The organism is Myroides sp. C4067 (genome assembly GCF_038039665.1).
Classification (GTDB): domain Bacteria; phylum Bacteroidota; class Bacteroidia; order Flavobacteriales; family Flavobacteriaceae; genus Flavobacterium; species Flavobacterium odoratimimum.
Map to the genome: position 1 here is coordinate 1 of NZ_JBBPHJ010000030.1, position 23,771 is coordinate 23,771.

General features: G+C 34.4%; 19 protein-coding genes. 14 read left to right on the plus strand and 5 right to left on the minus strand.

Annotation, left to right across the window (positions count from 1 at the left end; genetic code table 11):
* Window positions 1–448 precede the first annotated feature (448 nt).
* From AABL87_RS15535 to AABL87_RS15545, 3 genes are all read right to left on the minus strand, one after another.
* The gene (locus AABL87_RS15535) at window positions 449–1,171 is read right to left on the minus strand and encodes an LOG family protein (RefSeq protein WP_006260044.1); all 723 of its coding nucleotides are present in this window, start codon (window positions 1,169–1,171) and stop codon (window positions 449–451) included.
* A gap of 4 nt (window positions 1,172–1,175) precedes the next feature.
* Window positions 1,176–4,010, minus strand: a complete 2,835-nt coding sequence (gene uvrA, locus AABL87_RS15540; protein WP_059050864.1) for an excinuclease ABC subunit UvrA — start codon at window positions 4,008–4,010, stop codon at window positions 1,176–1,178.
* Between the two features lie 248 nt (window positions 4,011–4,258).
* Window positions 4,259–4,669: a four helix bundle protein gene (locus AABL87_RS15545; RefSeq protein WP_286420935.1), complete on the minus strand. Its 411-nt coding sequence runs from the start codon at window positions 4,667–4,669 to the stop codon at window positions 4,259–4,261.
* Between the two features lie 400 nt (window positions 4,670–5,069).
* Between AABL87_RS15545 and AABL87_RS15550 the strand changes: the two genes are divergently transcribed.
* The 12 genes from AABL87_RS15550 to AABL87_RS15605 all read left to right on the plus strand — a co-directional run bounded on the left by AABL87_RS15550 (window position 5,070) and on the right by AABL87_RS15605 (window position 17,407).
* On the plus strand, window positions 5,070–6,038 hold the full coding sequence (locus AABL87_RS15550) for a quinone oxidoreductase family protein (RefSeq protein ID WP_286421850.1): 969 nt from the start codon (window positions 5,070–5,072) through the stop codon (window positions 6,036–6,038).
* A gap of 456 nt (window positions 6,039–6,494) precedes the next feature.
* Window positions 6,495–7,349: an energy transducer TonB gene (locus AABL87_RS15555; RefSeq protein WP_341277581.1), complete on the plus strand. Its 855-nt coding sequence runs from the start codon at window positions 6,495–6,497 to the stop codon at window positions 7,347–7,349.
* Between the two features lie 83 nt (window positions 7,350–7,432).
* A complete protein-coding gene (locus AABL87_RS15560) occupies window positions 7,433–8,899 on the plus strand; it encodes a TlpA family protein disulfide reductase (protein ID WP_006263701.1) in 1,467 nt (488 codons plus the stop codon).
* Between the two features lie 505 nt (window positions 8,900–9,404).
* Window positions 9,405–10,190: a hypothetical protein gene (locus tag AABL87_RS15565; protein ID WP_016649305.1), complete on the plus strand. Its 786-nt coding sequence runs from the start codon at window positions 9,405–9,407 to the stop codon at window positions 10,188–10,190.
* Between the two features lie 18 nt (window positions 10,191–10,208).
* Window positions 10,209–11,003, plus strand: coding sequence for a hypothetical protein (locus AABL87_RS15570; RefSeq protein WP_016649306.1), 795 nt, complete (start codon window positions 10,209–10,211; stop codon window positions 11,001–11,003).
* Window positions 11,004–11,007: 4 nt separating this feature from the next.
* Window positions 11,008–11,856 (plus strand): hypothetical protein, encoded by an 849-nt coding sequence (locus AABL87_RS15575; RefSeq protein WP_006261334.1) that lies wholly within the window; start codon window positions 11,008–11,010, stop codon window positions 11,854–11,856.
* Window positions 11,857–12,008: 152 nt separating this feature from the next.
* Complete coding sequence (locus tag AABL87_RS15580) at window positions 12,009–12,215, plus strand: hypothetical protein (RefSeq protein ID WP_016649307.1); 207 nt, start codon at window positions 12,009–12,011, stop codon at window positions 12,213–12,215.
* A gap of 248 nt (window positions 12,216–12,463) precedes the next feature.
* Entirely contained in the window at window positions 12,464–13,531 is a 1,068-nt protein-coding gene (locus AABL87_RS15585; protein WP_016649308.1) for an ankyrin repeat domain-containing protein, read from the plus strand.
* 18 nt (window positions 13,532–13,549) lie between these two features.
* A complete protein-coding gene (locus tag AABL87_RS15590) occupies window positions 13,550–14,338 on the plus strand; it encodes a GLPGLI family protein (RefSeq protein WP_036474195.1) in 789 nt (262 codons plus the stop codon).
* A gap of 89 nt (window positions 14,339–14,427) precedes the next feature.
* A complete protein-coding gene (locus AABL87_RS15595) occupies window positions 14,428–15,765 on the plus strand; it encodes an NCS2 family permease (RefSeq protein ID WP_016649310.1) in 1,338 nt (445 codons plus the stop codon).
* Between the two features lie 234 nt (window positions 15,766–15,999).
* Window positions 16,000–16,956, plus strand: a complete 957-nt coding sequence (locus tag AABL87_RS15600) for a ketopantoate reductase family protein (protein WP_016649311.1) — start codon at window positions 16,000–16,002, stop codon at window positions 16,954–16,956.
* Between the two features lie 49 nt (window positions 16,957–17,005).
* Complete coding sequence (locus tag AABL87_RS15605) at window positions 17,006–17,407, plus strand: hypothetical protein (RefSeq protein ID WP_006260054.1); 402 nt, start codon at window positions 17,006–17,008, stop codon at window positions 17,405–17,407.
* A gap of 98 nt (window positions 17,408–17,505) precedes the next feature.
* Here AABL87_RS15605 and AABL87_RS15610 read toward each other — a convergent pair whose 3' ends face one another.
* Window positions 17,506–19,002: an amino acid permease gene (locus tag AABL87_RS15610; RefSeq protein ID WP_006260055.1), complete on the minus strand. Its 1,497-nt coding sequence runs from the start codon at window positions 19,000–19,002 to the stop codon at window positions 17,506–17,508.
* Between the two features lie 196 nt (window positions 19,003–19,198).
* On the minus strand, window positions 19,199–19,768 hold the full coding sequence (locus AABL87_RS15615; RefSeq protein ID WP_006260056.1) for a Crp/Fnr family transcriptional regulator: 570 nt from the start codon (window positions 19,766–19,768) through the stop codon (window positions 19,199–19,201).
* A gap of 414 nt (window positions 19,769–20,182) precedes the next feature.
* Between AABL87_RS15615 and AABL87_RS15620 the strand changes: the two genes are divergently transcribed.
* Entirely contained in the window at window positions 20,183–21,796 is a 1,614-nt protein-coding gene (locus tag AABL87_RS15620; RefSeq protein WP_006260057.1) for a CTP synthase, read from the plus strand.
* Between the two features lie 62 nt (window positions 21,797–21,858).
* Window positions 21,859–23,766 carry a membrane protein insertase YidC gene (gene yidC, locus AABL87_RS15625; RefSeq protein WP_006265449.1) on the plus strand — a complete coding sequence of 636 codons (1,908 nt, stop codon included), beginning with the start codon at window positions 21,859–21,861 and terminating at the stop codon, window positions 23,764–23,766.
* Window positions 23,767–23,771: the final 5 nt, after the last annotated feature.

Genomic DNA, 23,771 nt, shown 5'->3' on the forward strand with positions numbered 1-23,771 from the left:
TGACATACTGTATGTTTATGCAGTACTACTATTCCCCTCCTTAGGAGGGGTGCCCGTAGGGCGGGGTGGTTTCTTCGTTTAATTACGAATGTTTACCAGTTCGTGCGGATTTGCAATACGTACAGTTATCACATACGCCTGATAACGTATATCACGCTCAGTATGTCATCCTGAGTGTAACGAAGGATCTCATCCTATGCGTCACTTCCTATCGTCAGGATGACATACTGTATGTTTATGCAGTACTACTATTCCCCTCCTTAGGAGGGGTGCCCACAGGGCGGGGTGGTTTCTTCGTTTAATTACGAATTTCAAATTAGGAATTAAGAATGTTTGCCTACGGCAGTAGGTACGTACATCACGTCCAACCAGTTCGCGCGGATTTGCATACAAAAAAAGACCGTTATATCGCTATAACAGTCTTTTCTATCAGGATCTAAAACACTTTTTAGAAATTTGGTTTCAAGTTGTATTTTTTGTAGAAAGCATCAATTACTTCTACAACTTCGTCAGCTGAATCGACGATCTTGATTAAGTTCATATCTTCAGGAGAGATATTGTGGTATTTATCTAAAAGAACATCTTTTACCCAATCAATTAATCCACCCCAGAAAGCGCTACCTACTAATACAATAGGGAATTTAGCAATCTTTTTTGTTTGGATCAATGTGATCGCTTCGAATAATTCATCTAGCGTACCGAATCCTCCAGGCATAACTACAAACCCTTGAGAATATTTAACGAACATTACCTTACGTACGAAGAAATAATCGAACTGTAAGTTCTTATCGCTATCAATATATGGATTGAAGTGTTGCTCGAAAGGTAGCTCAATGTTTAGACCTACAGATACTCCTTTACCTAAGTGAGCTCCTTTATTACCAGCTTCCATGATACCAGGACCACCACCAGTAATAATACCGTAACCTGCTTTACTTACTTTAAAAGCAATTTCTTCTGCTAATTTATAGTAAGGATCATCTGTCTTCGTTCTAGCAGAACCAAAGATAGATACACATGGCCCGATACGACCTATTTTCTCATACCCATTAACGAATTCAGACATGATTTTAAAGATTCCCCATGAATCATTAGTCTTAATCTCATTCCAAGATCTTTGTTTGAACTTGTCTTGGATTTTAGCCTCTTCGCTTTCAAATGCTTCTTTCATATTCTTAATTTTTTAATTCCATTTTTAAAAACTTAGCTGTATAGCTTTTCTCATTTTTACATATTTCTTCAGGTGTTCCTTTAGCAACTATCTGACCACCTTGACTACCTCCCTCATATCCCACATCGATGATATAATCTGCTGTTTTGATAACATCTAGATTGTGTTCGATAATTAAGATAGAATTCCCTTTATCCACTAATCTATTGATTACCTCCATCAGCACTCGTATATCTTCGAAGTGCAGACCTGTTGTAGGTTCGTCTAAGATATAAAACGTATTACCTGTGTCTTTCTTAGATAACTCACTCGCTAGTTTGATACGTTGAGCCTCTCCTCCAGATAGAGTAGTACTCTGTTGACCTAGGGTGATATATCCAAGTCCCACTTCGTTGATCGTTTTAATCTTTCTATATATCTTCGGAATATTCTCAAAGAATCCTACAGCTTCTGCTACAGTCATATCTAGTATATCTGATATAGACTTTCCTTTATAGCGAATCTCTAGTGTTTCTCTATTGAATCGTTTTCCTTGACATGTTTCACATTCTACATAGACATCAGGTAAGAACCCCATCTCTATGGTACGCACTCCAGACCCCTCACACGTATCACATCGTCCTCCTTTTACATTAAAGCTAAAACGACCAGGTTTATACCCTCGTATAGCCGCTTCTGGTACTTGTGCAAATAAGTTTCTTATATCAGAGAATACATCTGTATAAGTAGCAGGGTTAGATCTAGGTGTACGTCCTATCGGACTTTGATCGATAGAAATCACCTTGTCAATATGTTCTAAACCTACTATTTTTTTATAAGGTTGTGGTTTTGCTACTGCATGGAAGAAGTGTGTGTTTAAGATCGGGTATAATGTACCGTTGATTAACGTAGATTTACCAGACCCAGATACTCCTGTCACACAAGTAAGTGCCCCTAGAGGAATCTCTATGGTCACATCCTTTAAATTATTTCCTGTTGCGCCTTCTAACTTTAATGTTTTACCATTTCCTTTTCTGCGTTTTTTAGGAACTTCTATTTTAAGCTTACCATTTAGGTAATTAGCTGTTAATGTATCTTCTTTTAATAATTGAGCAGGTGTACCTTCACTTATTATCTTTCCTCCATTCTTACCTGCTTTAGGACCGATATCGATAACGTAATCTGCGCGTTCGATCATATCCTTATCATGTTCTACTACTAAGACAGAGTTACCGATGTCTCTTAGTGACTCTAGTGACTTGATCAACCTTTCATTGTCTCGTTGATGTAATCCGATACTTGGTTCATCCAAGATATATAATACACCTACTAACTGAGAACCTATCTGAGTCGCTAATCTGATTCGCTGCGCTTCTCCACCTGATAAAGTACGAGAGCTTCTATTCAAAGATAAGTAAGTTAATCCAACATCTTGCAAGAAAGATAGACGAGTAGTGATTTCTTTTAATACTTCAGACCCAATACTCTTTTGTTTCTCTGATAATTTGTTTGGTAATTCTTTAAACCAATTGATTAGTGTCTCCACATCCATCTGTATAAGCTCACCGATATTCTGATCGCCTATTTTGAAATAGAGTGCTTCTTTTTTAAGACGAGTACCATTACATTCAGGACAGTCGATTTCATCCATAAACTCTTTAGCCCATCTTTTAATAGTTGCACTATCACTTTCTTCAAATTGGTTTTTGATGAAATTGACGATACCTTCGAAGTCTATCTTATAGTTCTTTGTGATACCCGCTACTTTAGATACTACAGCGAAACTCTCTTGTCCACCATTTAGAATAATATCCATGGCTTCTGCTGGAATCTTTTCTATAGGATCATTCAGAGAGAAGTTATATTTCTCAGCGATAATCTCTAATTGTTTGAACATCCAAGATTTCTTCTCTGTTCCTAGAGGAATAAGACCTCCACCTTTGATAGAAATCTTAGGGTCTGGGATAATCTTGAGTTGATTTATCTCGTTGATCGTACCTAACCCGTTACAGCATGGGCACGCTCCCTTAGGAGAGTTAAAAGAGAAATTATTAGGTTCTGGTTTAGAATAAGAGATACCTGTGGTAGGACACATTAGGTGACGGCTAAAGAAACGAGCTGTCTCTCCTTCATGCTCTAATACCATGATGATATCATCTCCATAGTGCATGGCTACTTTGATACTTTCTGTAAGGCGTTGCTTAGTCTGTTCTGTATCGTCTATAGCTATTCTATCGATTACTGTTTCGATATCATGCGTCTTATATCTATCCACACGCATACCTGAAGTGATGTCTTTAATCTCTCCATCTATGCGCACTTTTAAGAATCCTTGTTTCGCTATCTGTTCAAATAGCTCTCTATAATGTCCCTTTCTAGCGCGTACTACAGGGGCTAGTATATTGATGCGTTTACCTTGATATTCACTGATGATCAGGTCTAGAATCTGCTCGTCAGAGTAACTCACCATTTTTTCGCCCGTATTATAACTATACGCTTCACCCGCTCTAGCGTATAGCAAACGCATAAAGTCATATATCTCAGTGATCGTACCTACAGTAGATCTTGGGCTTTTATTGGTTGTCTTCTGCTCGATAGCAATCACAGGAGACAGACCGTCTATCTTATCCACATCAGGTCTTTCTAGTCCTCCTAAGAATTGTCTAGCATAAGCAGAGAAAGTCTCTATATATCGGCGTTGGCCTTCTGCATAAATAGTATCAAAGGCTAGAGATGATTTTCCCGAACCGGATAAACCTGTGATAACCACCAGTTTTTCGCGAGGGATAGACACATCTATATTTTTAAGATTGTGAACTCTAGCTCCTAGTACTTCTATTGTTTCTTCTGTTTTAGACATATTTTTTGGCAAAGGAACAAATATACAATTTTATCTCACCAATGAGAAGGACATCTGTCATTCTGCGATAGAGATTAGCAATTTTTTATTTCGTTGTTTTGTGAGTTTGTTATTTTCTGAGTTTGTTATTTTCTGATTTTGTTGTTTTGTAATTTTGCTTTCTTACCTCTTCACAAATAGCATCTTCACAAAAAAACACCTTCACACCTTCACCTCTTCACAAATAGCACCTCCACAAAATAGCACCTTCACAATTCACCAATTTTTTTGCTTAAAGCATATATCTGATTAGTAATATGTCCTATTTTCTCGCGTGTGTAGTTGTATTCCTCTATAGTTAAGAACTCAAGATCTAAACTAAGTATTAAGAAATTAATAACTTCCATAGCGGAAGAATAGGCTATATTTAAGAACCTTAACTTTTCTTTACTGCTGTTTCTTGACATTCCTTCTGCTATATTAGCTGGTATACTATAAGTTGCACGTCTTAATTGAGAAACTAAACCAAATAATTCTTCTTTTGGAAATCTATTAGTAAGAATATGTATATCCTTGCTTAAACTTCTGGCGTTCTTCCATACTTCTAAGCGTTCAAAGTAGTATATAAACATGAATGTCTTTTTTGTGTTCAATAAATGATTAATCAATAAATATTCCATGATCATGGATTGTTTATTATGAAATTGTTATTTCGTTGTTTTGTGAGTTTGTTGTTTTGTGAGTTTGTGATTTTGCGAGTTTGTTATTTTGTGAGTTTGTGATTTTGCGAGTTTATTATTTTGTTATTCTGTGAGTTTGTTGTTTTGTGAGTTTGTGATTTTGCGAGTTTATTATTTTGTGAGTTTGTGATTTTGCGAGTTTATTATTTTGTGAGTTTGTTGTTTTGTAATTTTGCTTTCTCTCACCTTCACAAAAAAGCACCTCCACAAAATAACACTTTCACAAAAAAACACCTCCACACCTTCACAAATAACACCTTCACATCTTCACAAAAAAACACCTTCACAAAAAAAGACAAAAAAAATAAGTACTTTTAGAGCTAAATTATAACACACAACAATGAAAGCGGCAATATTATATAAATCGGGTAGCACACCCAAATGTGGAGAGATAGACTCCATACTCACTGTGGAAGAGGGGCATAGGATCATTAAGGTCAAAGCTTCTGCGGTAAAGAATCTAGATAAATCTAGAGTAAGCGGAAAACACTATGCAAGTTATAAAGAGTTCCCTACTGTAGTGGGGACAGATGGAGTAGGAGAATTAGAAGATGGGACTAGAGTATATGGATTTGGTATCACAGGGATGTTAGCGGAGCAAGCCATAATAGGAGATAATTATACCCCTATTCCTCATACCTTAGATAATGTGACAGCTGCAGCATTACCTAATGCAGTACTAGGATCAGCTATGCCACTGCTGATTAGAGCGAAGTTAGAAGCAGGTCAGACAGTCTTGTTTAATGGAGCTACGGGATTCACAGGACAAGTAGCGGTACAGATAGCAAAACACTATGGCGCTAAACATATCATAGTCACAGGGAGAAATGAAAAACTCCTAGACGAATTAAAATCTTATGGAGCTAGTCATACCATCAATTTAAAAGATACAGACGAAAATATAAAACAACAATTAAGTGCGATTCACAAAGAGACTCCTATCGATATTGTAATTGACTATTTATGGGGCAAACCTATTTCGCTTATCATGGAGGTATTAAAGGGAGAGTCTATGACCCACCTTGCCCATACTACTAAGATCGTTACTGCAGGCGATATGGCAGGTAAAGAAATTGCGCTATCATCAGCCATACTTAGGAGTTCTGCTATTGAGATTTTAGGTTCTGGCTTTGGAAGTCTTTCACCAGAAGAACTTATAGTATTTAATAAAGTTATTCTACCAGAGATGTTTTTATTAGCATCGAATAATAAACTGCACATCCAGACCGAAGCACATGCGATAGAAGATATCGAGCATGTATGGAATAAGCAAGTCCCATCGGGTACTAGATTGGTGATTACTATTTGATATATAAAACCTAAAAATTTAAAGAGCTACTTTATCCGAAGTAGCTCTTTTTTTGTGTTTTCACTCGTTAGTATGATTAGTTATAACTGTATCGTTATAGTAGGACGAGACACTTTTTCTTTTGAATGAGTCCGTAGTGAGTCCGTTATGAGTCCGTAATAAGTCCGTTAATTAGCACAAAATAACGGAGGGAGTAGGGACTTACTTCTCAAGTATAAAAGTATTGTCTGAAAGAATAGCATAGGCTAGAAACAACTTCTGTTAGTGTTTATTTAAGAAAAATAAATCCTTAAAATAATAAATGTGTAGTATTTTCGTTTATAATTTGTATATTAGTCATATACTTTAGTTTAATATTAATTTTTTAATACAGTATGAGAGCAGCTGTAGATTGATTTAGCTGTTGGTATTCGAATAATCCAACAGCCTATTGTTTAACATTTAAAATAAATAATTATGGCAAAGAATGATTTGTTTAGAAAAGATTGGTTGGATATCGTCTTTGAGCACCGCAATAAGGCGTATGGAGCGTATAATTTGCGTAAAAACAGTTCGCGTACCACCGTTTTATCCTTAGTAGCAGGAATGTTTCTCTTTAGTGCCGTATTTATTGTTCCTACAGTGATCTCTAATTTATTTGCAAGTAATGATCCAGGTTCGGTTATAGTGATTATTGATGAAGTTATTAAACCTACAGCAGTAGAAGAAGAAATCTTTACGCCTAAGGAGGAGCCAATCGTAGAACTCCCTGCCAACAAGGTAGAAACAGTATTAAGCAAGACTAAAGAAGTAGAGTTTCGCGAGTTCGAGGCAGCAGATGCGAATGAGGTTACTACAGTAGCCCCTAAAGTAGATGAGTTTATAGATGCTAATCCAGGCGCACATAATTTAGATGCTAATCCAGATGGAGTAATTGCTATTGATGAAGCTAGAACAGATAATCCGGATGAAGTGGTGGATTCTAGTGACGCTACAGCAGGAGAAGCGCTAGAAGATACGACAGTGTATATAGGAGTATCTACTAAAGCAGAACCTTATGAGACAATGGCTAAATTTAGCAGCCGATTTGTGGGTTCATTTAGAACACCAGATTTGGATGCTAGTGTGAAGGAAGTAAAAGTTATTATGTCTTTTATAGTAGAGAAAGACGGTAGTCTAACAGATATCAAAGTGATGAGAGATCCTGGATATGGAGTAGGACAAGAGGCTATTAGAGTCTTAAAGAGAATGCCAAAATGGAAACCTGCCCTGAATAAAGGAAAGGCAGTTCGTTCTCAGTTTACGCTACCTGTTACGATTAGAGTTCAGTAAATTGTTTAGACTTTTCTATATTAAGCAGTATTCAGAGATGGATGCTGCTTTTTTTATTAAATTTAGTTTTTACTTAGTTGATTATGAAGACAAACATTGTGCAGTACTTATTTTTAGTAACCCTAGTGCTTATTGGAGGGATTATGACAGGCTGTTTAGATAAGAACAGGAATATTAAATCTTCTGTTGCAGAAGCCAAACAAATTGTGTTTGTATTTGAGCCTCAAGAGATAGACTGGAGTAGTAATCGTTTAAAGAGTAATGCAATTATATATTTTGATAAAGATAGCTTGCAAGTAAAGAACTATGCGGTAAACAACTATTTAAAAGGAGATACGATTGTGATTACTGTTAAGGATCAAGAAGTGTATTTTAACTATTACCTATCTAATGGTAAGGGTATTAAACAGAATTTATTTTATAATTTTCAACGAGGGGATACTATAGATGTCAGATATGTTGATAATCTACCTTTAGTTGATATTCGACATAGAAAAGAAAATCTTGAGGAGATAAATATTCAGCAATACTTATATAGTAAACAACCTTTAGAACAAATCTTGTTTAGAAATAGATATGGCAGGAATCGCTCTACTGAGGAAGAAAAGAGATATCTAGTAGAAGAAGATAACTATTATCATGATGTATATTCAACTCTAGATTCTCTTAAACAAGTAAATCAGTTATCACAACGAATGTATGATGTACTATTTTATAGTAATTACTATTATAGAATCAATACTTATAAAGATACCTATGATTTTAATAGCATAGGTACAGAGGACTTGAGACGTGATGATTTATTAGTGTCAGGAGCTTATCGCTTTTTCTTAGAGAACTATGTACAATATTATTACGATATAAAAGTTCCTGATCCTCAAGTTCCTTTTGTAATTGATTACGAAGATGCTTTTAATAAAATAATAATAAGTACTGAGTTTAGCGAAGTGGTCAAGGAGTATCTGCTTCTGTATTATTTCGAACAAATAGTAAATAATGGAATTTTAAAGAAAGAATTAGAACTTCTATATGAGAAGCTGAAGGTTAATGTAAAAAATGACAAAGCATTGTCTGTAATACAGCAGAAGTATGGTGGTAGGTTGAATAGTGTATCGGATGATAAAAGTGTTCTGCTGCTGGATTCTAATAACAATACAATTTCATTAACAGACATAGTAAAAGAGAATAAAGGTCAAGTTATTGTAATTGATTTTTGGGCTTCGTGGTGTGGTCCTTGTCTTCAGATGATGCCCTATTCCAAAGTTTTAAAAGAGGTGTTAGAACAAGAACCAGTGGTATTTGTTTACATTTCGATTGATAGTGATAAGAGAGCTTGGGCTACTGCTTATAATAAAATAGGATTACCTATTGGTAGGCATAATGTTTTGGCTATGAACTACCCTGAGCATTCTTTCTATGAAGAATTAAATTTGACAGAAATACCACGTTATATCCTATATAATAAGGAAGGAAAATTAGTGAATTCTAAAGCTGCATATCCTAATAGTGATGTGCTTAGAGAAGAGATTTTATCTTTGGTGAAAGAGTAATACGGTTTTATTTTACTGTCTAGAGCATTATTACAGAAGTTAGAGCAATTGCCAAAATAAATCATTTCAGTGTATACAATTTTTGCTTTTTAAAAAAGTGAATGCTAGTAATAGATTAAAGGTACCTTTAACTACTTATTTATGCTCTTTTTTCCTAGTATATTGCCTAGCCCATTTATTGTGATAACGACTAATTAAGTATATAGTGAATAATCGCTGTGCTTTAATCGCAAAATACTTAGAGGTGCTGTAGAACTTAGTTTAATTAGGAAATCAGTTGATGTAATTTTCATTAATAGTTAATTTAGTATTTGATTAAAAAGATGTTTAGAAGCAATTATGTTTATATAAAATCTTTTTTTTGTTAAAATAGTGTTGATTGGTCTAAGATATTGTGTTTTTTAAAATTTATTTCTCTATATGTTTATTTGACGTGTTTTGTGTTTGTTTTTTTGTTAAATTTGTATTTAATATTTGTTTTTTAACATAATTACAAAGTACTGCTATGAGAATATTATTAATTACTTTTTTATTAATCAGCACATCTGTATTCAGTCAATCGAGTATAGGTGTTAAATTACCTAATAAAAATACAGATTTAACATTAGGGTCAGAGAATAAGGGGATGCTTCCTAATAGGGTGCAATTACAAGATGTATTATCTGCGGCTCCTCTAAAAAAGGAAAACATGGTTGCAGGTACATTAGTGTATAACACTACTGTAGACCCAACTAAAAACCTAGTAGAGGGATACTATTTTTGGCACTCTAGTAACGGCTGGTCTCGTTTATACATTAAGTATGTTCCTACGCGAGATATGAACTTCCTTGCGTTTAAGAAAACAACTAAGGAATATCTCTTGCCAGATCACGATATTAAGGTACCAATAGATGAGTTAAATTATGTATATAAGGCTGAAGAGAATGGTACACTTTTTTTAGACCTAAGTATATATAGTACTATGGCAGGAGGATCTGTAGTTGTTGCGGGTAATACCTATTGTTTTACTACTATAGTAGATGAGACAGGGGCTGAGGTGTTTAACGGTGTTACTACAATGTCTCCTTTTGTTGCTACTGTAAATGAACCAGGCAAAATAACTGTAGGGATTTCTAACTTTTCTATCCCTGTAGTGAAAGGAAAAACATATAATATAAGTCATATAGGCGAAGAGTATTGGGCTGGGAATAATTACAAAGTTGCAAAACCTACGATAGGCACACTTAGTATTGGAGGTAAAAAAGTATATTCATCTATGAAGGTTACTTTCTTATCAGAATTAAGTTTATAATATAAAAAGAGAATTGATATGAGATTGTATAAATATATATTGTTTTATTGTTTTATGAGTGTTTCTCTCTTTGCACAGCAGGGGATAAACACTACTTTACCTAACCCTAATGCGGAGTTAACTTTAGGCTCTACAGATAAAGGGATGTTGTTTAATCGAGTGAAACTAGTTAGTTTGAATTCGCCTAAACCGTTATCAGATACTAGTCTAGATGTAGGTGTAACGGTGTATAATACTAATGTGACAGGTGATCTTACAGAAGGGGTTTATTTTTGGTCTAGTGAAAAAAAGTGGACTAAAATTTATTCTAAAAAGACACCTACACGTCTTACTAACTTAGTAGGATACTTTAGGACAAAATCAAGTATAGAAGTTCCATATCAGCAAAGTGTGCAAATGAAGGATCTAGATTTTGAATATACTGCTTTAGAAGATGGAGTTTTGTTTTTAGAATATTTAATGGTAGCCTATGTTACTTATCAACCAGGTAATGCTACTTTACAAGGGGCTACAGATGCACTCTTCGAGACTATAATCACTGACTCTACTAAAAAAGAGATTTCTAGAGAGTATTGTGCTATTTCTCCTTATATGGTTGTGCCTGGTGATGGAAACAAAGCTGTGACTGCCGTAGGTATATATTATGTTAATGTAAAGAGAGGGGAGAAATATACGGTTAATACTTTTGCTAGTAATGTTTATGCTGGACCAAATGCTAATAAATTTAAGAATATGGTAGGTAACCTTGTTGGTCCAAATAGTAATTATCAATCGTCTTTAAAGGTTACGTTTTTGTCAGAACTTACGAATTAAAATTATGAAAAAGGAAATAGTAAAAAGGATTTGTCATGTCCTAACAGTAATGATTACATTATTCAATGTTTGTATGACTAATGCACAAGTAGGGTTGGGTAATGCTGTACTACCTATTAAAGAGGCGGATCTGACCTTAGAGTCTGACAATAAAGGATTATTAATAAATAGAGTGAAGCTAGTAAGTATGACCTCTGCTGCACCATTAGATCCTGCACATATGGAGGCTGGGATGATAGTTTATAATACAGTTGATACAGGAGATTTAAGAGAGGGGTTTCACTACTGGACAAGTGAGAATAGATGGATGCGTATGTATGTAAAAACCTCACCTAGTAGAGATATGCAATTTGTAACTTTTAAACTGACTAATAAGCAATATGATTTACAAAGTAAAACTACCACTCCTACAGTAGTGAATATGACAGAATTTGATTATGACTATGTAGCAGATAGAGATGGATTGTTATTTTTAGAGTTCGTTATTTATGGTGATATGAGTAGTAGTGAGAGAGCAGCTGCAAATATAATATGTACAACTGAAGTTACTGATAATACTGGAACTGTTGTTTTTACGGGTAATACTGTGCACTCACCATTATTAGTTACAGATTCGGGATTTAACTCTAGTGTAGGTATTTCTAATTTTAGTATAGAGGTTAAAAAAGGCAAAACATATAAGATTCGAACGAAAGCTACGGAGACGAATTATCCTGGTAAACAATATCATTATACTCTGAATAATGATGATAAATGGCTCTACTTTGAACCTAGGGTAGGAGATTTTGATTGGGCTCCGATTATGGCTCACTCTTCTATGAAGGTCACCTTTATGACTGAACCAATTTTGTAAATATCAATTTGTTATTAACTAATATAATTGTTTTGTATATTAATAGAGAAACGTCTAAATAAAAACTAAACCGAGTCTGTAGAGTCTCGGTTTTTTTTATGACTTTAGTCTTTAGGAGGTAAAATCTTAGATGTTTTCTTAATGAAGCCATCTTGGCTTCATGTCTTACAACTTGGTATGCTTTAATTTGTAACTGGTTGATATTTAACCAATTTTTTATTGCGCTTATTTGGGGTTTTGATAGAGGGAGAGAGCCACTAAATGTAGAAGAAATTAGTTATGAGAAAGTTGATGGTTTAGATAAAGAGGGAGAAGTTATTGACATAGATGATAATGTAGAAGAATTGACATTAGAATAAGAGTATAATGGTGATGGAAAAAGGGGATATGTTTATCGTAAACTAGTTAAAGAAAGAAGCCATTTTTTATTAGATATGTTTAGGATAAAGAGTTCTTATGGTTTATATACAACACCTTTTGATTTGAAGAAGTATTGCAGATAGTTTTGATTTTGGTATATAGTTTTAATAAATATTATTTATAATATAAATTATATTGCATTATTCTTTGTATATTCGGGTTGAAAAAAGAAAAAGAAAAGTTGTAAATGGCAAAGAAGAAGAAGAAAACCCTACCCAAGGACTTTCAAGAATTAGTAGATGCTAAGGATATGAAAGCGTTAAAGAAAGTATTTGACACTTGTGAGATAGATGCACGAGGTGGTTATAGTAAGCATACTGCCTTGAGTTTTTATAACGTAAAGGATGAGTTTGTCCGTTGGATGGTGGAGAATGGAGCTGATCTGGAAGCTGTAGATACATATAAGCGAACAGCGCTACATGAACATGCTAGTAGACGCAATGGAAGTATTACGGTTTTCTTAGAATTAGGGGCTAATATACATGCTGTAGATACGTATGGCACTACGCCATTACACTTTGCAGCAGGATATGGATTGAATAAAGATGCTGTAAAGAGATTGATAGAAGTGGGAGCTAATATTCATGCACTAGACTCTTATAAAGAAACACCTTTAAAATGTGCATTGAGACGTGCTAGCAATATTGATTTACCTGCTTTAGTAGAAATCGCTAAGTTACTTTTACCATTTACAAAAGAGATTACACTAGGATTAAAAGATGATGTTACTCGTATAGGAGAACGCTTTGAATTTCATAGAGAAAATTTTAATAAAGAGTTTATAGAAGAAAGCGATACAGCTTTGACTGCTTTATATGAACTATTCGATGTCACACCTGTCAAAAGACGTATTATGCACGATGGAGTATCTAAAATAGAAGTAGCAGGTACTACGTGGGAAGAGCAGTTTGAAGAACTGTGGGATTACTTAATTCCTTCTAAGGGTAAGGCAAAGACTGTACAAGGGGAAGTAGTGCGTATAGCAGGGAAGGTTCGCGATGAAATTTATAGAAATGGAGGAGGCAATTGGGATGCTGATTTTAAAAAGATGTTAGATGCTTTCTTAGTGTATGTATCTTCTTCGAATGCATTGTCTCAAAAGGAATTAGCTGATATCACTGCATTAGTAAAGGAAATTCGCAGAAGTGGTGATGGTGAAATGAGAGAGCTTAATTATCTATGTGAATCGGCAAATAATTGGGTGCTTAAGAATAGTAATCCAATAAAGTTAGGTGAAGTGAAGTATAAAAGATAATCTTTAATGATAATTGATATGAAGTATTTGTATTTATTACTGTTTTCTAGTTGTATTCTATCTGCTCAAGAGTTTAAGGAAGTAGAAGTGATGAGATATTATTATGAAAGCAAGGTCTTAACAGATAAATCTGTAGGTAAAATTAAGGATGGGACAGCCGTTGTAGATGTACTAGAGGATCAATCTCGATTTATGGATTATGCGTCCTATGAGAGAGAGAGATGGCGACTAACCAAATCAGAGAATACTTCTAAAGAAGAGATTATGCAAAAAGTAGTGTCTTATGTACCTGTTTTTAATTGGTTTGTCATGACAGATAAGGATACCAATACCTTTTATGATAAGATAGGGAGATTACATAACTACTATAAAGAAGATAAAAACGAAATCAAGTGGGATATCAAAGCGAGTAAACTAAAGTGGAATGATTATGACGTGCAAGAGGCAACTGCTACCTATGGAGGAAGGGAGTGGACAGTTTGGTTCACGCAAGGTATTGCAGGGCAAGTGGGGCCTTATAAGTTCAATAATTTACCAGGATTCGTAGTAAAGGCTTGGGATACCGAAGGGCAGTACTCTTTTGAGTTTTTAAATAGCCAAAAGATGAAAGTGATTTGGGATGTAAATGAAATAGGGACTTATACAGAATCTTCTAAAGAGAAGACAAAGAAGGCCATGAGTATCAATGCTAATAAGACCTATTTAAGTGATTTAGATGGAACTGGTATAACTATAGATGAAAAAGGGCAAGAGCTTTTTAATAAAAAGAAAGTAAATTTTATAAACCCTATAGAACGCGATTATTAGGTATAAAGACTGATATAATTCTTTATTTTAATTAGAATTGACTAAATCTTCTTATTTTTGTATGCTTTAAAAAGCAACAACACAACACAATGAAGAATTTTCTTGAACGCTACTTTCAGTTGAGTAGCAATGGTACTACTATTAAACGAGAGTTTATAGCAGGTATCATCACGTTTCTGACCATGTCTTATATCTTGGTCGTGAATCCTAATATTTTAGCAGATGCTGGGATGGATAGAGAAGCGTTATTTACCACAACTGCCTTAGCTACAATCGTAGCAACCTTATTAATGGGGTTTTATGCAAAGTTACCAATAGCACAGGCACCGGGAATGGGACTGAATAGTTTCTTTGCTTATTCAGTAGTTTTGACCTTGGGATATACTTGGCAGTTCGCTTTAACAGCTGTATTTATAGAAGGGATTATCTTCTTGTTATTGACTTTTTTTAATGTACGAGAACTTATTGTTAGAAGTATACCGAAAGTTTTAAAAGAAGCAATACCCGCAGGTATTGGGTTATTCATTACTCTTATAGGACTGAAGAGCGCAGGTGTAGTAATGTCAGATCCTAATACCTTATTGAGATTAGGAGATTTTGGTCAGCATACTGTATGGATGACTTTTATCGGGCTTATCGTGACAGGTATTTTATTAATCCGAAATGTGAATGGAGCTATTCTATTTGGTATTTTGAGTGCTACTATTTTTGGATTGATATTAGGGGATGTAGCATTGCCGACTAGTATTGTCGCGTTGCCACCTTCTATAGAGCCTATCTTTGGAGAGGCGATTAAACCTATGTTTACAGCAGAGGGATGGAATCAGATACTGTCTATTGATATGGTGGTAGTGGTGTTTACATTCTTATTCGTAAATCTATTCGATACCGTAGGGACGTTAATCGGAGTTATTTCTAAGACTAATTTGGCAGATAAGAATGGTAACTTTCCACAGATGAAAAAAGCCTTATTTACAGATGCTATGGGGACTACTGTAGGATCTATCTTAGGAACGAGCTCTGTTACTTCTTATGTAGAGAGTGCATCAGGAGTAGCTTCTGGTGGGCGTACAGGATTAACAGCAGTAAGTGTAGCTGTTATGTTTGCACTAGCTTTATTCTTAGGGCCTATCTTTTTGATTATTCCAGCTGCAGCAACAGCACCGGCTTTAATCATAGTGGGGTTATTCATGATTTCGTCTGTGACTAGAATCAACTTTGAGAAACTATCAGACGGATTGCCTGCATTCTTAACGATCGTTTTTATGCCCTTTACTTACAGCATTGCTGAAGGAATAGTATTCGGTATGTTGAGTTATACCATACTAAAAATAGGAGCAAAAGAACACAAGGATATTACGCCAACAGTCTATGTATTATCGATACTTTTCTTAGTAAAGATTGTGTTGGATGTGGTGACAAAATAAGTTTTTTTGTGATGTTGTTTTTCTGTTTTTTCGTTTAAGAGAACTATCTTTTACAAGTAAATAGAATTACAGCATAACATATCTGTTTACGGTTTGCGGTGGACAGTTTACAGTATTGCCCTACGGGCATAATGTACTTAGATGACAGAATAGGCTAATAGTTGGTATGATAAACTTAACTAGATTACGATTTCACGACATCACAAAAAAACGATTTCACTAAAAAACAAAATAATGAAAGATAAAAAGAGAATAACAATAGTAGGACTTGGTGGTGTAGGAGGGTTTTATGGAGGATTATTAGCTCATCAATATCAAGATAGTACAGATGTAGAGATATGCTTTATCGCAAGAGGGAAGCACCTTGAAGTAATAAAGGAAAAGGGATTAACTATTTTGTCAAAAGATAGTGAAGTGGTGGGGTACCCTAGTATCGCTACTTCTCAGTGGAGTGATATCGAGCATACAGATTATATTATCCTTGCAACTAAGGGATATGATTTGTCTCAAACGATAGAGGATATGAAATCAGCAGTAGGTGAACATACTGTGATTATTCCGTTGTTAAATGGAGTAGAGGCTTATGAGCAACTGAGAGCTGTATTTGGCGCTTCTAGAGTATGGCAAGGGTGTACGTATATGGTTTCTCGTCTAAAAGAAGCAGGGGTAATTGATAATCCGAGTGGTAGACAACGCATTCTGTTTGGTCTAGATGGTCAAGTATCTCAAGAGATGAAAGACTTGGAAACAATTCTAAAAACTGCTGGTGTACATGCTGAAGCGACTTCTTCTATCTCTAAGGAGGTGTGGGAGAAGTATATTTTAGTTTCTTCTTCTGCTATGGCTACTGCTTATTATGATAGTAGTTTTGGTGGTGTGATGGAGCATCATCCAGAAGAAATGAGACAATTAATCACAGAGGCTTCTGCTATCGGTAAGAAGAAAGGAGTTGCTCTTGGTGAAGATGTAGTTGAGGTTATTATAGAGCGTTTAAAGGCAATTCCGTATGAGTCAACAACATCTATGCACAGTGATTTTGCTGCTTTTAAAGAGCACAATGAACTTGGTATAATGGGAGGTTATATGGTGAAGCAAGGTGTTGCACAGGGAGTGGAGACCCCAATGTATAAGAAGATGTGTAACTATCTAGTAGTGCACTCTGGAGAGAAATATGTAGGAATAGGAAACTAAATAGTAAGATAAAATAAGTACTAGAGTTAGGTTATAAATTAAGAGAGGTATGAGAAAAATTGGGGTATTGTTAATTTTGTGTTTAGCAAGTAATATCTATGCACAAGAAAAAGGAAGAAAAGAAAGAGTATCTATAAAATTAGACGTGGAAGATGCGACAATGTTAAATAAAGAGAATGCAATTGACTTACAGGAGTATATCGAAAGTGTTTATTTGAGCTCTACAAAGTTCTTTAATCAAGGGGCATTACCATTAGTAGAAAAAGGTGAATATGCTGTTGTATTAGTAGATTCTGAAGGAAATAATGAACTAAAAAAATCTTCTGATTTTAAAGGTATAGCTGTAGATAAGATAGAGAGTTTTGAATACAAAAAGGTTCCTGGGAAAGATTTTATCAATGGAACTTTTGCTACAAGCTTCGGAATAATAAGTATTAAAATTAAGAGTTAATGCATTACTTTATAATTACTAAAAAAAGCGTGAGTTAGATAATAACTCACGCTTTTTTATTTTGATTGTTGTTTCCTGTTATTCGTTTTCAGTAAATATTATCTATCTAAATCCACTTCTTTAAGAGGAATAAGCTTTGTTTTGAATTTTAGCTTATGGTATAAGTAGAAGGCTAAGAAGAATGGAATCCCCATATAAGTGATTAGCATTCCTCTCCAGTCAAATATTCCCTCCATAATTAGTTTAGAATCTTGTCCTATGATTACTAATATACATAAGAATAAGGCAAATAATGGACCAAAAGGGAACCATTTTGCTTTATAGACTAGTTGGTCTAGACTTTTGTTTTGAGCGTGGAATGCTCTTCTAAATCTATAATGACTAATCGCTATTCCTAACCAAGCTATAAAACCTGTCAGTCCTGATGCAGCTAGAATAAAGTCTACAGCATTAGGATGTGTAGATTGTACTGCGAATATTAATAGTACTACAACTCCAGTAGCAATTAGGGCGATCATCGGTACACCGTGTTTGTTCGTTCCACCAAAAGCCTTGTGTGCCATTCCATCTTTCCCCATCGCATATAGCATACGAGTAGAGGCATAAAGGCCAGAATTACCTGCTGATAGAATAGAAGTAAGAATAACAGCATTCATCACAGCTGCTGCAAAGGCTAAATGTGCTTTTTCGAATACTAATGTGAAAGGTGATTTTGCAATCTCAGAAATATCTGCTCCTAATAGAGAAGGACTTGTATAAGGGATGATTAATCCAATAACGAATATGGCTAAGATATAGAATACTAAGATTCTCCAGAATACTTGTTTAATGGCTTTAGGTATATTCTTTTCAGGGTTTTCTGATTCACCTGCAGTAATACCGATTAACTCAGTTCCTTGAAATGAGAAACCTGCAATTAGGAATACGCCTAATACACTTAAGAATTTACCTGAGAATCCGCCTCCTAAAATAGGAGCATCACCTAACGTAAAGTTTTTGAATCCGATGTATTCACCACCTAGTATTCCGAAAATAGTCAATAATCCAATTCCTAAGAATAAAACAACAGTCACTACTTTAATAATAGCAAACCAATATTCTGATTCTCCATAAGCTTTAACAGATAACATATTTAATCCAAAGATGACTAAGAAGAAGAGCAGGCTCCAACCCCAAGTAGGTAAGAATCCTAGAGGCTCCCAATACGAAATAACCACTGCTGCAATAGAGACATCTACTGCTACTGTAATAACCCAATTAAACCAATAGTTCCAACCTAAAGCAAAACCTAGTGAAGGATCAACAAATCTAGCGGCATAAGTACTAAACGAACCTGATACGGGTAAGTAAGTAGCCATCTCTCCTAATGAGGTCATTAAGAAATACACCATAAGACCAATCATGGCATAGGCTAATAGAGCACCACCTGGACCTGCCTGATGTATGGCTTCTCCACTTGCCATAAATAAACCTGTTCCGATACATCCTCCAATTGCAATCATGGAAAGGTGTCTAGCCTTTAATCCACGAACTACTTCTTGATTTTTATTTTGATTTTCCATTGTTACTATTTGTTGCAAAAGTATAAAACACATTAGGTTAATTCTAATGAAATTGCTTATTAATTTGAATTAAAGATAATAAAATAAGCGAAATATTGTGTCTTAAATATAATTTTAAGCTAAATAAAATGTAATAATCAGAATATAATTTATGTCAAAACAAAGGCGAGCAAATATTATTCTATGAAAAAGGGATTGCTTCGAATATTATTAGATTGATAAAAAAGGGTTATTTTTTTAAGAATTCACTGCGAATTCTACTCAAACTTACTTGAGTTACTCCTAAAAATGAAGCAATATACTTCAGCGGAACTCTATTTAAGAGTGAAGCATCTCGTTCTAAAAGGTCAATATAACGTTCTTTAGCTGATTTAATTTGTCTCAGAATAGAACGTTCTTCTGTCTTTAGAAGTTCTATCTCAGCAAACTTTCTTCCCCAGTTCGCAATCTCAATATCTGTTGAGTAGAGCTGTTCTAATTGACTTATTTTAGTGAAATAGAATGTACTATCTTCTATTAAGTCAATCGTTTCATAACTAGGTTTGTTTAGAATATAATTATACATCGATAGGGCTGGATCTCCATCTTTTCCAAACCAAAAGGTCAATTCTCTATCTTCTTGAATAGCATAAGCTCTAACTAATCCATTTTTGATAAAATAGAAATAGTTTTCATGTTTTTCATATTCAGATAATAGGTAATTTTTAGGGAAAGAGATTTCTGTAAAAACAGCAGTTAATTTCTCTTTAGCAGATTTTGAAAGAGGATATATATTATCGATAATTTGTTCTATGATCATTTAGCTTGATTTATTGTTTTCTATTGTTTTTGAGTTTATCTCAAAAAAATATTTACTATATCGTTTTTTGTTGTATTACTTCCTTTTTAGGAATGCATAAGTGTTAAAATTCTTATAATACAATGGTGATGAAATGATCTGTTTTAAAATTTAACAATTGAGTCTTCTGTCATTAGAATAAGTACTGTTGTATTTATAAGCAATTAATATACAAAAGTATATACTAATGAGATATAATGCATGATTTTTTTATGCAGTTGTGAATAATCTTGTTAGAAGTATAATATTGATGATTTGGAGAGGATAAGTTAGTTGTTGATATTTTTTTAGCTAATCTAAAATTAGAAGAATAGCTCGGAATGTTGTATTTTTGCCAAGTTTTATTGTTAACAACACAGCTAATACACACACTAAATGAAACAAACTAAGTATATTTTCGTTACAGGAGGAGTTACATCTTCTTTAGGAAAAGGAATCATAGCAGCTTCTTTGGCTAAGCTATTACAAGCGCGCGGATATTCAGCCACTATCCAGAAATTTGATCCGTATATTAATGTGGATCCAGGAACACTTAACCCTTATGAACACGGGGAGTGTTTTGTAACAAATGATGGCGCAGAGACTGATCTTGATTTAGGTCACTATGAGAGATTCTTAAATGTACCTACTTCTCAAGCGAATAATGTTACTACAGGACGCGTTTATCTTTCTGTAATAGAGAAAGAGAGAAGAGGAGAGTTTTTAGGAAAGACGGTACAGGTAGTTCCTCATATTACGAATGAGATTAAAGAACGTATGCAGCTTCTAGGTAAATCAGGTGACTATGACATCGTGATTACTGAGATAGGTGGTACAGTAGGGGATATTGAGTCTTTACCTTATATCGAGTCTGTACGTCAGTTATTATGGGAGTTAGGAGATAATAACGCTATCGTAGTCCACTTGACTTTAGTACCTTATCTAGCAGCAGCAGGAGAGCTTAAAACTAAGCCAACTCAACACTCTGTGAAAACTTTAATGGAGAGCGGTATTAAGGCAGATATTTTGGTTTGTCGTACAGAGCATAACTTAAGTACTGAGATACGTCAGAAGTTAGCACAGTTCTGTAATGTGAAACCAGAAGCTGTTATTCAGTCTATCGATGCTGACACTATCTATGATGTGCCAAACTTAATGCTACAAGAAGGTTTAGATAGAGTAGCTCTTAAGAAATTAGATTTACCAGAGAAGACATCTCCAGATTTAGTGAAATGGAATGAGTTTATCCATAAACTTAAAAATCCATTGCATGTAGTAAATGTAGGTCTAGTAGGTAAATATGTAGAATTACAAGATTCTTATAAATCTATTTTAGAAGCATTAGTACACGGTGGTGCTGAAAATCAAATAAAAGTAAATATCGTTTCTATTCAATCTGATAATATCAATGCTAATAATGTGGCAGAGAAATTAAAGAACTTAGATGCTGTGTTAGTAGCACCAGGTTTTGGTTCTCGTGGTATTGAAGGAAAAATAGAGACTGTAAAATATGTAAGAGAGAACAAGATACCATTCTTAGGTATTTGTTTAGGTATGCAGATGGCTGTAATCGAATACGCAAGAAATGTATTGGGATATGCTTCTGCTAATACTACTGAGGTGAATGAAAGTACTCAATATCCTGTAATTACTTTTATGGAAGACCAAAAGAATATTACAGATAAAGGAGGTACAATGCGTCTAGGTGGATGGGATTGTAAATTAAAAGAAGGTTCTAAAGCTTTTGAAATTTATGGAGAAAGTTTAATCAATGAACGTCACCGTCATAGATATGAATTTAATAATCAATATTTAGAAGATTTTGAAAAAGCTGGTTTAATAGCTTCTGGATGGAATCCTGATACAGGACTAGTAGAAGTGGTAGAGTTAGATACTCATCCATTCTTCGTAGCTGTGCAGTTCCACCCTGAATATAAAAGTACAGTGGCAAAACCGCACCCACTTTTTGTAAGCTTGGTTAAGGCAGCAATTGATAATAGAACAAAATAAGTTCTAAAGGTAATAAGCAAGTATTATTACAGCGAAAAATTTGATAAACTACAAATTAAGTAATGGAAGGAAAAAAATTAGATCGTAACAGTATTGTCGGCTTTGTTATTATAGCCGGGTTGCTAATTTGGATGATGTTGAATAATATCAACAAAGAAAAAGAAGCTATCGCTCAGGACAAAGAGGTAGCCAAAAAAGAGATAGTTAAAGAAGCTGAGTCTGAGAAAATTTCAAGTGCTATAAGTAATCATGTAGAGGTGGATTCTGTTCAGAATACTGCTTTACAAGCTGCTTTAGGCCCATTTGCTTATAGTGCAACATTACCATCTGCTCAAGGAGGTAAAACAGAACTTAAGAATGAATTACTGACTTTAGTTGTTGAAAATAAAGGAGGTAGTTTATCAAATGTTGTAATCAATAACAATGCTCGTTTTAATAAAAACTCTAAAGAACTAGTAGAGTTAATTAAAGATAATAACGCTGAGTTTAATTTAGAGTTATATACGAAGGACAACAAAAAGTTTAATACAAGAGACTTGTTCTTTGAACCTGAATTAACAAAAGAAGGGGAGAATCAAGTGTTATCTATGCGTTTAAAAGTATCAGCTACTGAGTTTTTAGAGTATAGATATGTATTAAAGCCAGATGACTATATGTTAGACTTTACTATTCGTACACAAGGATTAAGTAGAGTTATTAATACAGCAGAGACACCAGCATTAGACTGGAGCTTAAAAGCATATAGTAATGAGAAGAGTATTACTTATGAGAACCAATATACTCGTGTATACTATGAGTATGAAGGAGGAAAAGATAACAGTCTAAGTAATACAAGTAAAGATGACAGTACTGAAGCTAAAAATGTAAGTTTCGTTGCATTTAAACAACACTTCTTCGCTTCTGTTTTAATTACAGATAAAGCTTTTGATACAGCTAGTTTAAAATCAGCTAACTTGGTTCATGATGAGGCAGTAGATACTGTTTACACTAAACAGTTTAATGCAAAAATGCCTTTAGCTTATACAGGTGGAGAGTTAAACTATGATATGAAGTGGTTCTTCGGACCAGCTGATTATAAATTATTAAAGTCTTATGATCAAGGACTAGATAAGATTGTTCCTTTAGGATGGGGGATCTTTGGATGGTTAAACCGTTTCTTATTTATTCCAGTATTCGGAGTATTGAGTTCATTCTTACCTTATGGTATTGCTATTATTGCATTAACTGTACTTGTGAGATTATTAATTTCTCCATTGACTTATAAGTCTTATGTTTCTCAAGCAAAAATGAAAGCAATTCGTCCAGAAGTGAATGAGTTGAACGAAAAATATAAGAATGATCCAATGAAGAAGCAACAAGAGACAATGAATTTGTACTCTAAAGCAGGAGTTAACCCAATGGCAGGATGTATTCCAGCATTGTTACAGATTCCTATCTTCTATTCATTGTTCCAATTCTTCCCATCAGCATTTGATTTGAGACAAAAATCATTCTTATGGGCAGATGACTTATCGTCTTATGACCAGATTTTAGAATTGCCTTTCCGTATTCCATTCTATGGTAACCACGTGAGTTTATTCCCTATTTTAGCTTCTGTTGCAATCTTTATATATATGAAGATGACTACAGGAGATCAACAAATGGCAGCACCTGCTCAAGAAGGAATGCCTGATATGAGTAAAATCATGAAGGTGATGATCTATATCTCTCCATTGATGATGTTATTCTTCTTTAATAACTACGCGTCAGGATTGAGTTTGTACTACTTTATTTCTAACTTGATTACAATTGGTATTATGTATGTAATTAAAAACCATATTGTAAAAGAAGATAAGATTAAAGCTATCATTGAAGACAATAAAACGAAAGAACGTCCTAAAGGTAAGTTCCAACGTAAAATGCAAGAAATGATGCAACAAGCGCAAGAGCAACAAAAATTACAAGAAGAAAGAAAGAAGAAAAATAAATAATTCTT